The sequence below is a fragment of the Rhizobium sp. P1_B8 genome, assembly GCF_056406515.1.
Map to the genome: position 1 here is coordinate 49,454 of NZ_JBFTZZ010000004.1, position 12,435 is coordinate 61,888.

Annotated in this window: 12 protein-coding genes; 2 read left to right on the forward strand and 10 right to left on the reverse strand. The window is 62.7% G+C overall.

All coding sequences use genetic code 11. The features are described 5' to 3' along the window. Positions 1 to 28: 28 nt before the first annotated feature. Together osmF and AC1D2N_RS07090 are read right to left on the reverse strand one after the other, a co-directional pair. On the reverse strand, positions 29 to 937 hold the full coding sequence (gene osmF / locus AC1D2N_RS07085; protein ID WP_003545119.1) for a glycine betaine ABC transporter substrate-binding protein OsmF: 909 nt from the start codon (positions 935 to 937) through the stop codon (positions 29 to 31). A gap of 186 nt (positions 938 to 1,123) precedes the next feature. Then, on the reverse strand, positions 1,124 to 1,309 hold the full coding sequence (locus AC1D2N_RS07090; RefSeq protein WP_245484433.1) for an acetyltransferase: 186 nt from the start codon (positions 1,307 to 1,309) through the stop codon (positions 1,124 to 1,126). A gap of 49 nt (positions 1,310 to 1,358) precedes the next feature. Here AC1D2N_RS07090 and AC1D2N_RS07095 point away from each other — a divergent pair, with 49 nt between their 5' ends. Both AC1D2N_RS07095 and AC1D2N_RS07100 read left to right on the forward strand, forming a co-directional pair. Then, on the forward strand, positions 1,359 to 2,606 hold the full coding sequence (locus AC1D2N_RS07095; protein ID WP_047617696.1) for a LysR family transcriptional regulator: 1,248 nt from the start codon (positions 1,359 to 1,361) through the stop codon (positions 2,604 to 2,606). Further along, positions 2,603 to 3,328, forward strand: a complete 726-nt coding sequence (locus AC1D2N_RS07100; protein ID WP_130651649.1) for a copper homeostasis protein CutC — start codon at positions 2,603 to 2,605, stop codon at positions 3,326 to 3,328. The genes AC1D2N_RS07095 and AC1D2N_RS07100 overlap by 4 nt, the downstream gene beginning before the upstream one ends. Before the next feature lie 363 nt (positions 3,329 to 3,691). Here the strand turns inward: AC1D2N_RS07100 and AC1D2N_RS07105 are convergent, their stop codons facing one another. The 8 genes from AC1D2N_RS07105 to AC1D2N_RS07140 all read right to left on the reverse strand — a co-directional run bounded on the left by AC1D2N_RS07105 (position 3,692) and on the right by AC1D2N_RS07140 (position 12,334). Then, on the reverse strand, positions 3,692 to 4,069 hold the full coding sequence (locus AC1D2N_RS07105; RefSeq protein WP_018447681.1) for a hypothetical protein: 378 nt from the start codon (positions 4,067 to 4,069) through the stop codon (positions 3,692 to 3,694). A 267-nt stretch (positions 4,070 to 4,336) separates the two neighbouring features. Further along, on the reverse strand, positions 4,337 to 5,356 hold the full coding sequence (locus AC1D2N_RS07110; protein ID WP_018447679.1) for a zinc-binding alcohol dehydrogenase family protein: 1,020 nt from the start codon (positions 5,354 to 5,356) through the stop codon (positions 4,337 to 4,339). 63 nt (positions 5,357 to 5,419) lie between these two features. Next, the gene (locus AC1D2N_RS07115) at positions 5,420 to 6,394 is read right to left on the reverse strand and encodes an ABC transporter permease (protein WP_018244613.1); all 975 of its coding nucleotides are present in this window, start codon (positions 6,392 to 6,394) and stop codon (positions 5,420 to 5,422) included. Between the two features lie 27 nt (positions 6,395 to 6,421). Then, a complete protein-coding gene (locus AC1D2N_RS07120) occupies positions 6,422 to 7,975 on the reverse strand; it encodes a sugar ABC transporter ATP-binding protein (RefSeq protein WP_130651650.1) in 1,554 nt (517 codons plus the stop codon). Between the two features lie 81 nt (positions 7,976 to 8,056). Further along, a complete protein-coding gene (locus AC1D2N_RS07125; protein WP_477981004.1) occupies positions 8,057 to 9,001 on the reverse strand; it encodes a substrate-binding domain-containing protein in 945 nt (314 codons plus the stop codon). A 208-nt stretch (positions 9,002 to 9,209) separates the two neighbouring features. Beyond that, positions 9,210 to 9,656 carry an RbsD/FucU family protein gene (locus AC1D2N_RS07130; protein WP_018244616.1) on the reverse strand — a complete coding sequence of 149 codons (447 nt, stop codon included), beginning with the start codon at positions 9,654 to 9,656 and terminating at the stop codon, positions 9,210 to 9,212. 9 nt (positions 9,657 to 9,665) lie between these two features. Beyond that, a complete protein-coding gene (locus tag AC1D2N_RS07135; protein WP_047617695.1) occupies positions 9,666 to 10,685 on the reverse strand; it encodes an aldo/keto reductase in 1,020 nt (339 codons plus the stop codon). Positions 10,686 to 10,831: 146 nt separating this feature from the next. Next, entirely contained in the window at positions 10,832 to 12,334 is a 1,503-nt protein-coding gene (locus tag AC1D2N_RS07140; RefSeq protein ID WP_047617110.1) for a UxaA family hydrolase, read from the reverse strand. Between the last annotated feature and the right edge of the window lie 101 nt (positions 12,335 to 12,435).

The window sequence follows — 12,435 nt, forward strand, 5'->3', positions numbered from 1 at the left end:
GCCCGCAATCGGGCGGAGCGAGCGATGATTACTTCAGGAAGCCCTTTTCCTTGAGATAGGCTTCGGCGACGGACTTTGCCGGCTCGCCGTCGACTTGGATCTTGGCGTTGAGCTTGCGCAACTCGTCGGCGGTCAGGCTCTTGAAGATCGGCGAGAGCACCTCCTCGATTTTCGGATTGGCCTTCAACACCTCTTCGCGGATGATCGGCGTCGGGGCATAGACCTGCTGCACGTTCTTGTCGTCTTCGAGAACGGTGAGTTCAGCCGCTTCGATGGCGCCGTCGGTGCCGTAGACCATGGCGGTGTTGACGCCGTTCGTTTGGTCGGCGGCCGCCTTGATCGTCGCCGCCGTGTCGCCGCCGGAGAGAACGACCATCTGGTCGGGCTTCAGCTGGAAGCCGTAGGTCGTCTGGAAGGCGGGGAGCGCGCCGGCCGAATTGACGAATTCGGCGGAGGCGGCAAGCTTGGCGGCACCGCCGCCGGCGACCCACTTGCCGAAGTCCGTGAGGCTCTTCAGCTTGTTCGGACCGGCGACATCGCTGCGCACGGCGAGCGCCCAGGTGTTGTTGGCGGGCGACGGCGTCAGCCAGACGATCTTGTTGGCGTCGTAATCGAGCTTCTTCGCCAGCTCATAACCCTGGTCGATGTTCTTCCAGGCGGCGTCATCGGCCTTGTTGAAGAAGAAGCCGGCATTGCCGGTATACTCCGGATAGATGTCGATTTCGCCGGCGGTGATCGCCTTGCGCACGACGGGTGTTGCGCCAAGCGCGATGCGGTCCTGCGTCTTGATGCCGTTTGCTTCGAGAGCGAGCGCAATGACGTTGCCGAGCAGCGTGCCTTCGGTGTCGATCTTCGACGAAACGACGACGTCGGCGGCATGGGCCGCACCCACCGCGAAGGCGGAGAGCGAGACGGCAAGTGCGAGTTTCTTCAGCATGGAAAGTCCCCTTTTTCAAAACCATTGAATGTGGCCCAAGCCTCGGGCGGGAGGCCTGCGCATAGGAAATCCGCCGGCGAAGGCGACCAAGCCGCCATCATGCCGGAATTGCGTGCGTCATGGAAATAGCGTTCATGCCCGAAAAATCGATGCAAGCCCCCTCCAGTATTTGCGGTCGCAGCACGATTATGGCGGCGAATGCGGCTCCGCGCGCGGAAACGCATTCCCTTTTCCAAGGCCGGCGCGATTTGTTTTTGTCCCCTTGCGTGTTTCCACGATATTCCCCGGCTCTTTCGCGGTTTCCCGCCGCCCGGATTTTTTATGACGGGAACGATAGCCCGCCTCTCCGGAGGCAGGGATATCTTTTTTCATGAACACAGCATATCGTCCGGTTTTTCCAGCGCTTTCCGGAGGCGACCGTTTGCATCTTGGTGCCCTGTTCATCGCAAGCCATGTCCTGACCTCCGGTTCGGTGCGCGAGACCGCGCGGCGCTTCCAGCTGTCGCCCTCCACCGTCTCGACGGCAATCCATAATCTCGAGACCGAACTGGCGATGAAGCTGACGGAACGCGCTTCCGGCGAGCTCGCGACTCTGATTGCGAGCGGCAGGGTGCTGGAAAGCCTGGAGCCGATCACGGCTGCGATCGCTGAACTCGGCCAATGGGCCGGTCACGACGGCGCCGCCGCCGGGATCGACGAGGCCTGGGCATCCCGCATTCCCGTCAAGATCGTCACGATGGAACGCTTTCTCGAAGTTGCCGACCAGGGCAGCATCAACCGGGCCGCCCGCCGCCTCCGCCTCGGTCAGCCGCAGCTTTCGCTTCAGCTTGCCAATCTTGAGAAATTTTTAAGCCATCGCCTGTTCGAGCGGCAGGCGCAGGGCTCGGTGCTGACGGAAGAGGGCAGGCGCGCCTACCAGATCTTCATGGCGATCAGCCAGGCGTGGAACGATCTCAAATCGTCGGCCGACGAGCGTTATCGGCGCACCGCCCGATCGCTACGCATCGGCTCGATCATCCCGACCGGATCGGAAAGCTGGGTGGCCCGCTGCCTGGGCACGCTGGTTTCGGAATGGAATGCACGCCGCAACAACAATGCGATCTCGCTGGTCTCGATGACCGCCGACGATCTGCGCGAGGCGCTGAAGAGCGGCCGCATCGATGTCGCGATCCTGGATTCGGTCTTCGGGCTGGAAAACTTCCGCCATCGCGAATTGCTGCAGACCGACATGGTGGTGATCGCGCCACCGGATAGCGCCGAGACCAGCGTCGCCGATCTCGTTGCCGGCCACCCGATCTGCATGCCGAGCCCGCGCACCGGCCTCGGCCATGCGGCCATGGCCTTCAGCTACGAGCGCGCGCCCAACTGGCGCCTGCGCGGCCAGGATATCACCGCGGCGGATTCGCTGCCGGTCATCGTCGACCTCGTCGCCAATCACGGTTACGTCTCCTTCCTCGGCCGCGTCAGCGCCATGCCGATTGCCGACAAGGTGCGCATCGTCGATCTCGACGAGCACCTGCCGATGTCCTATCACGTCGCCTTCAACCATCGAAAAGCCGCCGCCGATGCCTGCACTGTCATCATCGAGGTGGCGGCGAGAATTACCTCGGAAACCGTGGCGCGCACCATAAGGCCGACGGACGCCGGAGCCAGGGAGACTGCAGCGTGACAATCTTGCTTGAAGTGTGCGTGGACAGCGCCGAAGGCCTTGCCGCCGCGATCGAAGGCGGCGCCGGCCGCATCGAGCTCTGCTCGGCGCTGGAGCTCGGCGGCCTGACGCCGCTGCCGAGCCTGATGAAGATCGCCGCCCGGGCTCCCATTCCGGTCTACGCGATGATCCGCCCTCACGCCGGGCCTTTCATCTTCGACGGGGCAGATGAGGAAGCGATGATGATCGATATTGATGCCGTGCGCGCCGCTGGCCTTGCCGGTGTCGTCATCGGCGCCAACCGGCCGGATGGTACGCTCGACATGCCGTTGATCCACCGTTTGAAGGCGCATGCGGCCGGCCTCGGCTCGACGCTGCATCGCGCTTTCGATCTGGTGCCGGATGCCGACCAGGCGCTGGAACAGGCGGTCGAACTCGGCTGCGAACGCATCCTGACCTCCGGCTGCGCCCTGAAGGCCACCGACGGCCTCGACGCGCTGAAGCGCATTTCGGCAAAGGCGGCCGGCCGCATCGCCATCATGCCCGGCAGCGGCATCCGCCCGGCAAATGTCGGCGAGATCCTGCAGGCGACCGGCGCCCGCGAGGTCCACGGCTCCTGCAGCTCGCCCGTCGAAAGCGCCGATCTGCGCGCGGTCGCCTTCGGCTTCGAGGCGAAGAGTACCAACAAGACCGATGTCGCTATTGTCCGGCAGATGCGCAGGGCGATTGAGGCGGTGGGTTAGCCCGACTGCGGGGAGAAGGGATATGCCGCAACATCTCGATTCCCTCTTCTCCCCAGCGGGGAGAAGGTGCCCGTAGGGCGGATGAGGGGGCCGGCGAAACCGGTCTTTTCAACAACGCCTATGCGAACTTCGACCGCGCCGGTATAGTCTCGACCGTGTTCAGCGCGACTGCCGTCGGCGGGGCGGAGTAGATTTTACGTGAAGGATGTGCCGCGTGGCCCCCTCATCCGCCTGCCGGCACCTTCTCCCCGAGGGGAGAAGAGGGCATGCCGCGACGTCTCCGTTCCCGCTCGCTCTCGCAAGCTGGGGCAGCCATCGGCGCGAACCAGACACCCGGCTCTTGAACAAAGCCCAAGCGGCTCATCACTCGCGGTCATGCACGACGCCCATGATCTCACCCCTGCGGGAGACACTCACGAGGAGATCGTCCCCGTCTCGCCATGCTCTGATCAGATATCGTTCACCCACGTCCCTCACATCTCTGACGCGATAACCACGCCGTTCGAGGAGGCGAACCGCATCGTCTGGCCCGAAATTGTCCCGACCCGAACGCCATCCGCTTCGCTGGTCGTGGTGGCGATTCCATCGCTGCAGAAAATCCGTTTCCGTCTGGTTATCGTCAGGATCAGCATAGAATTCCGATCCCTGGCCTTCCTGGATGACCACCTGCGCACGGGCAGGCACCACAAGCGGCATTGTCAGCGCAATAGCCATTGCCAAGGAGGCAATTCGCATTTTCATCGCCCGACCCTTTCCATCACTTAATTGATGAACATCTGCCGAGTATCCGGCGGGCTCCACTTATGGACACTTCCGTTTTCTTCTGTGTGCTTTTTGATTGAGAAATGTTGCGCGAAATCGCGGGCGCCGGTCTGAGTCGGAACCGCGTTGTTTCCGGGCGCATCCATCAGAACGTCTTGTGGAAAGACCAAGGGCCAACGGCTCCCGGCGAGATTTGCCGGAAGCGTTCAAGACGATCGCTATGCGACTTCGTACCTTGGGATTGCCCTAGGCACCGATGCGGATCACCGCCTTGATCAGCCCATTCTTCTCATGCGCCCATCGCGCGAGATCGCGCGGCGCATCGGCAAGCGTCGTGCGGTGGGTGATGAGTTTGTCCACCGGCACCAGCCCTTTGGCGATGGAATCCGCCACATGCTCGAAATCGACGCGGGTGGCGTTGCGGCTGCCGATCACCATCATCTCGCGCTTGTGGAATTCGGGGTCAGAGAAGCGGATATCGTCCTTGACGACGCTGACCAGCACCAGCGCGCCGCCATGGGCGACGAAGGAGAAGGCCTTTTCCATCGAAGGGCCGTACCCCGTCGCGTCGAAGACCACGTCGAAACCGTCGCCATTGGTCTTTTCCCGTACGGCCTCCGCTGTCGCCTCGTTGGCAACGATGCCGGAGGTGAAGCCGAAGCGCTCGGATGCCATCTGCAGCCGCTCGGTGCTGGTATCGAGCAGCGTCACCTCATGGCCTGCGATGCGCGAGAAGATCGCCGCCCCGAGGCCGATCGGCCCGGCGCCGATGACGAGCGCCCGCGCTCCGGCACCGGTCATCGAACGGCGCACCGCATGCGCGCCGATCGCCAGGAACTCCGTCGTCGCCGCCGCTTCGAGGCTTACACCTTCGGCGGCATAGAGGTTCTCGGCCGGAACCGAAATCTCCTCGCAGAAGGCGCCGTCGGTATGGACACCGAGCACCTTGATATTGGTGCAGCAATTCGGCTTGCCCTGACGGCAGGCGATACATTGCCCGCAGGAGAGATAGGGATTGACGATGACGGGCGTGCCGACTGCCATGGCAACGCCGTCGCCCGCTTCCAGCACCGTCGCCGAGATCTCGTGCCCCATCACCCGGGGATATTCGAGGAAGGGATGTTTGCCCTCGAAGATATGGTAGTCGGTGCCGCAGATGCCGACATGGCTGACGGCAAGCCGCACCCAGCCGGCGGCGGGAGCCGCTGGCGAAGGACGCTCGACGATATCGAGCACGCCGGGCTCCCGGCAAAGAACTGCTTTCATGACGGGTCTCGCATTCCTGAAATGGAAGAAGCCGGCTTGTTCAGGCCGGCTGTCTCTTGTCGCTCAATTGCTCTTGCGGCGGCGCAGCTGGTCGAAGAACACGATCACGATGATCAAGAGACCGGTGATGATACGCTGCCAGAAGGAGTTGACGTTCAGAAGGTTCGCGCCGTTGTTGATGGTGGCGAGGATGAAGGCGCCGATCAGCGGGCCGTGCACAGAGCCGACCGCGCCGAACAGGCTGGTGCCGCCGATAACGGAGGAGGCGATCGCCTGTAGTTCCCAGCCGTCGGCCTGTGTCGCATTGCCGATCGCGATGCGCGAGGCCAGCAGCACGCCGACGAAGGCGGCGAAGGAGGCGGAGAGGATATAGGCAAGGTAGATCATGCCCTTGACGTTGACGCCGGAAAGGCGCGCCGCCTCGGCGTTCGAACCGACCGCGAAGAGATAGCGGCCCCAACGGCTCAGATGCAGGAAGATGAAGGAGGGGACCGCCACCAGGATGACCATCCAGAACAGGCTCGGAATACTGAGCAAATCGGCGCGGGCGAAATTGCTGAACCCCTCATTGGTAATGTTGATCGTCGAACCGTTGGTGATCAGCAGCCCGATGCCGCGCAGCGATGTCAGGGTTGCGAGCGTGATGATGAACGGCGGCAGGCCCATATGCACGATGCCGAAGCCATGGAAGGCGCCGATCGCCACACCCATGAGCAGCGTCAGCGCGATCGCACCCCATACCGGTACGCCCGCCTGCAGCAGCCAGGCGATGATCACGGTGCAGAAGCCGACAATGGCGCCGACCGAAAGGTCGATGCCGGCGGTGATGATGACGAAGGTTTGGCCGAGTGCGAGGATCGCCGTCATCGCGCCCTGACGCAGCAGGTTCGAGATGTTGAGCGGCGTCCAGAAGCTCGGGGTGACAACGGCGAGCACGATCCAGAGGAAGATCAGCAGGCCGATCAGCGTCAGGCCGAACAGGATGTTCATTTTCCGGCGCGGCGGCGGTGCGACGATTTCTGTGGGGGTGGCAGTCATGAATTTTCTCCCTCTTATTCTTTTGGCTCAGACGCCGATCGCTTCGCTGAGCACTTGTTCATGCGTCGCCGCATGGAAATCATGGCTCGCGACGATTTTGCCGGCGCGGAAGACGTGTAGCCGGTCGGCCAGTTCGTAGACCTCGGGCAGGTAGGAGGAGATCAGGATGATGCCCGCGCCGTCCTTCAGAAGCTTGGCGAACAGCCGGTAGATTTCCGCCTTGGTACCGACGTCGACGCCGACGGTCGGCTCGTCAAAGATGAAGAGCCGGGCGCCGTGGCTCAGCCACTTGCCGATGACGATCTTCTGCTGGTTGCCGCCCGACATGCTGGAGGCCGGAACGCGCCGGCTCGGCGTCTTGATGCTGAGATCGCGGATCTGCTTGTCGGCATTGGCCGATTCGCGTGCGTGATTGATGACGGGGCCGTGGCTGAGGCGCCCGAACACCGGCAGGTTGATGTTGAGGCCGATCGGCAGGTTGAGGCAAAGCCCCTGGTCGCGCCGGCTTTCGGGCGCGAGCGCAATGCCGAGTTCCATGGCGGTGCGTTCGTTGCGGATATCGACACGTTTGCCCCTCCACTGGATTTCGCCGGTGCTGATCGGCTGGCGTCCGTAGAGGCCGAGCGCGAATTCGCTGCGGCCGGCGCCGATCAGCCCGTAGAGGCCGACGATCTGTCCTGCCTTGACGCTGAGCGACACGTCTTCGAAGCCCGGGCCGGAGAGGCCCTTGACCTCGACGATCGTCTCGCCGATCGCAATCTCTTCCTTGTGGTAGATCTGCTCGATCGAGCGGTTGATCATCAAAGCGATCAGTTCGGCATCGTTGGTCTCGCCGATCAGCCGCGTGCCGACATGCGTGCCGTCGCGCAGCACCGAGACACGGTCGGCCAGCTCGAACACTTCCTCCATACGGTGGCTGATATAGACGATCGTGACGCCTTCGCCCTGCAGGCGGCGGATCAGCTTGAAGAGCTGCGCCGATTCCTGGCGCGTCAGATAGGCCGTGGGTTCGTCGAAGATCAGGAACTGCGTGCCGCGCATCGCCGCGCGCGCCGTCGCCACCAGCTGCTGCTGGCCGATCGTCAGCGAGCTCAACAGCGCACCGGCCGGCAGGCCGAAGCCGAGATCGTCAAGCACGGCCTGCGCCATCTTCTCCATCTGCTTCTTGCGCATCAGGCCGTAGCGGTTGACCTCGTCGCCGAGGAAAAGATTGGCGGCAACCGTCAGGTGCCGGCAGAGCACGACTTCCTGGTGGACGGCGTTGATGCCGCGGGCGATCGCCTCGTTCGGCGTCGACAGCCCCACCGGCTGGCCGCACCACAGCACTTCGCCCGCCGTGCGGGTAATGACGCCGGTCAGCAATTTGATAAGGGTGGATTTGCCGGCGCCGTTTTCCCCGACGATGGCGTGGATTTCACCGGCAAGGAAGGTCAGCGTCGCTGGCTTCAGCGCCTGCACATGACCATAATTCTTCTGCAGGCCCTTGAGTTCGAGGATAGGCGATCCGGCGGGAATTCGATTGGCTTCTTTCAGCGTCGCGCTGTCATCATGGCGATGACTGACCTCTTCCAGTCCGATCATGGACCTCTCCTCCTTGTGTCGCCTCTGCTCTCCATCCCGCACAAAACATACCACGGATGGAAAAGGGCCCCCCGGGGTTTGTTAACGCCGCGGGGTGACGAGATTGGCACCGGTATCGACATTTTCCGGAACCTTCTCGCCCTTGGAGACGGCAAGCGCGGTCTTCACGCCGTCATAGCCCATGCGATAGGGGTCCTGAACGACGAGGCCGGCGATCGCGCCATCCTTGAGGAAGCCCACCGTCTTGTCGTCGCTGTCGAAGCCGATGACCTTGATCTTGTCGCCGAGCTTGTTTTCGGCGATCGCCTGGCCGACGCCCTGCGCCAGGATGAGGTTCGAGGCGAAGACGCCGACGAGTTTCGGGTTGGCCGTGATCAGGTCGGTCATCATGTTGAGGCCGGTCGTCGCCTGGCCGTCGCCATACTTGTCGGCGATGACCTTCAGGCCGGGATGCTTGGTCTTGATCTGATCCAGGAAGCCTTCGCGGCGCTGCTCCAGCGAGCCGACGCCGGGAAGATTGGTGAGGATGACGATATCGCCTTCTTCCTTGCCGGTCATCTCCTTGATGGCGGCGGCCAGACCGTCAGCGGCGATGCGCCCGCCCTGAACGTTGTCGGTCGTCAGGAACGACTTGAACGCCTTGGAGTCGGCGCCTGAGTCGATGCCGATGATCGGAACCGACTTGGCGGCTTCATCGATCGGCTTGCCGAGCGCCTTGAATTCGGTCGGCGAAATGACGACGGCGGCCGGCTTGCCGGCAACGGCGTTCTCCAGAATGCTGATCTGGCCGTTGACGTCGGATTCGGCCTGTGCGCCGAGTTCCGGCACGTTGACGCCGAGATCCTTGCCGGCCTTGCGGGCGCCGGCCAGAACGATCTGCCAGTAGAAGGACGTCGTGTCCTTGACGATGATCGGGATCGTCACGTCGGCGGCAAACGACGTTGCCGGCATCGCCGTGGCGATGACTGCGGCACCTGCAAGCGCGGTAAAGGCGCGGCGGGACAGAAGGGATTTCACGATACTCATAAGGGTTCTCCTCTCAGGGTGCGTTCTCCTCCAAATAAATCGGCCGCTGAACGCAGGCGGACGATTTTTATCGATAAAAAACATTTGCCGGGTGAAGCTAGCCGAGGCGCAATCAAATTGCAAGAGCGCCAAACCGGCTTTTTTTCTTTGGCAAACTCCCGCCAAGCAACTGATTTTATTCCAATACCACGATACCCTAAAATAGGGATCAGGCCATGTCGACCTCATCAGGATGGACTACGCCTTTTTTCAAAATCAGGTTGCCGTACAGCCGGAATTCCGTCGTCGCGACGATGTAGGTGGCCTTGCGAGCCATCGCGTAGAAAGCAAAACGCTCTACCGGCACGATGCGGAAATCGCCGGCGTGCTTGGAAACGATCTGCTGGAATTCGGTGCAGACCTCCGGCATCGCATCGGGATCGCCGACCACCTCCATCCGCCACGCCGCTTCCGGCACGAAAGTGTCGAGCGGCATATGCGTCAGGATAGCCTCGGCCATCGCAGTGGCGCTGACGCCGTCGGCGCGGATGACCGGCGGGCCCATCGAGCCCGAGGGAAAATTGGCGTCTGATATGACGATGTCGTCGCCATGCCCCATGGTCTTCAGCGCATGAAGCAGGTCGGGTCCAAGCAGCGGATGAATACCCTTGAGCATAGTCTCTCCTCAGACTCGGACGGCTTCGGCGCCGAGCGGCGGCGCGACCAGCGTATAGGGTTCGAATTCGGCATAGATCTCGTCGGCAAGCCGCGGCTCGACGATCTCCATATTGCGCGTCAGGCTGGACGGCTTGGCCGTGCCGATCAGCACCGAGGCGACGATCGCCTCGCGTAGCGGAAACTGCAGGGCGGGCGCTGCCAGCGGCACGCCGTGACTTTTGGCGATCGCTTCCATGGCGCCTACCTTGGCAAGCACATCGTCATCAGCAGGCATATAGTCGAAATGCGAACCCGGCACCGGGCCGGTGGCGAGGATGCCGGAGTTGAATACGCCGCCGACGACGAGCGACGTGCCCTTCTGCCGGCAGAGCGGCAGCAGTTCGGCGACGGCCGAGCGGTCGAGCAGCGTGTAGCGGCCGGCAAGCAGGATGCAGTCGAGATCGGAATGGCGCATGACGTCGAGGCAGACAGGCACCTCGTTGACGCCGAGGCCGAAGGCGGAGATCGCGCCGGACGACTTGAGTTCCTCCAGCGCCTTCACGCCGGAATCAAGAAACTGCTTCTGGTGGACCGCGTTTTTCGCCGCGCCATGTGTGTAGACGCCGAGATCGTGCACGTAGAGAATATCGATGCGGTTGAGGCCGAGACGCGCATAGCTGAACTCGACCGAGCGCATGATGCCGTCATAGGAATAATCGTAATCGGCGTCGAAGGAGAGCGGGTCGACATAGCTGTAATCAGGCACGGTGCCGGTCGGCACCGGCCGAAGCAGCCGGCCGACCTTGGTGGAAAGCACGTAACTGCCATCCGGCTGGTCGCGCAGGAAATCACCGACCCGCCGCTCGGCAAGGCCGAGCCCATACCAGGGCGCCACGTCGAAATAGCGGATGCCGCTGTCCCAGGCCGCCTGCAGCGTGTCGATCGCCTGCTCGCGCGGGCATGCGCGGTAGAGACCGCCGAGAGCGGCGGCACCGAAACTGATTTCGGTCACCTCCAGCTTGGTCTTGCCGATCCGTCTCGTCTTCATCATGCCTCCTCGCGAAGAACTTGAGCTTGGTCTATGGAGCAATCCCAGGAAAAGTGTGAAGCGGTTTTCCGTCCGGGATTGCGTACTTCAAATCAATCCCAGGAAAAGTGTGAAGCGGTTTTCCTGGGATTGCGTCAAAGCAAGGGTTAGAGCGTCGCACCCAGATGCCAGGGCACGAATTCATTGTCGCCGTAGCCGAAGAGCTCGCTCTTGGTCTTCTTGCCTGATGCCGTATCGACGATCAGGTCGAAGATCTCGCGGCCCTTGCCGCTGATTGTCGCATCGCCGGTGGCGATCGTGCCGCAATCGATGTCCATGTCCTCTTCCATCGAGGCATAGAGCGCCGAATTGCTGGAAAGCTTCAGCGACGGCGCCGGCCGGCAACCGAAGCAGCTGCCGCGGCCCGTCGTAAAGGCGATCATGTTTGCCCCACCGGCCACCTGGCCGGTCGCCGAGACCGGGTCGTAGCCGGGCGTGTCCATGAAGACGAGGCCGGGGGCCGTGACCCGCTCGGCATAACCATAGACCGCCGTCAGCGGCGAGCGCCCACCCTTGGCGACCGCGCCCAGCGATTTTTCAAGGATGGTCGTCAGCCCGCCGCGCTTGTTGCCGGGCGACGGATTGTTGTCGAGCGAGGCGCCGTGCAGCGCGACGTAATCTTCCCACCAGGCGATCTTGTCATCGAGCTTCTTTGCCACCTCGTCGCTGACGGCGCGGCTGCGCAAAAGGTGCTCCGCACCGTAGATTTCCGAAGTCTCTGACAGGATCGCCGTACCGCCGGCCGCCGCCAGCAGGTCGGCCGCGACACCGAGCGCCGGATTGGCGGTGATGCCGGAAAAGCCGTCCGAGCCGCCGCATTGCAGGCCGATGATGATCTCACCGATCGACATCGGCACGCGCTTTTCCTTGCCGACATCGGCAGCGATCTCGCGCAGCATGCCCATGGCGCGCTCGACTGCGCGGCGCGAACCGCCGGCATCCTGGATGTTGAAATGCCGCTTCGAGGCGCCGGCGCCGCTCTGGCCGTACAGCGTCAGCTGGTTGACCTCGCAGCCGAGGCCGATCATCAGCACGCCGCCGAAATTCACATGCCTGGTGTAGCCGGCGAGCGTCCTATGCAGCACGTTCATGCCGTCGCCGGTCGAGCTCATGCCGCAGCCCTGGTCGTGCACGATCGGCACGAAACCGTCGATGCCCTCGTAATGCGGCAGGATCGTCCGGTTCGCCTCGTCGGCGATCGCCCGGCAGACCGTGGTGGAACAGTTCACGCTGGCGATGATGCCGATATAGTTGCGCGTCGCCGCCCGCCCGTCGGCGCGGCGATAGCCCATGAAGGTGCGCGCCTTGTCATCGGTGGTCGCCGTTTCCGGCGCCGAATTGGCGGTCGCCGCCAGCCGGTCGTTTTCGAAATGCAGGTTATGGCTGTGCACATGGTCGCCGGCCTTGACCTCGGCCGTCGTGCGGCCGATCGCCTGTCCATATTTCACCACGGGTGAGCCGAGCGGAATATCCGCAATCGCCACCTTGTGGCCGGGGTCGATCTTCTCACGGGTCTGAATGCCGGCAACCGTCGAACCCGGCGCAATTGCCACCGTTGCGACCGCGACATTGTCGCCGGCCGAAAGGATGATCCAAGGCAGTTTTTCCAAGTCTCTATCTCCCTGGGAAAGGCTCGCTACATCGGCGAAAGCGCATTGATTTTGTTTTTTATCTACAATAAACATTTTCAAGTCAACGGGAATATTGATCC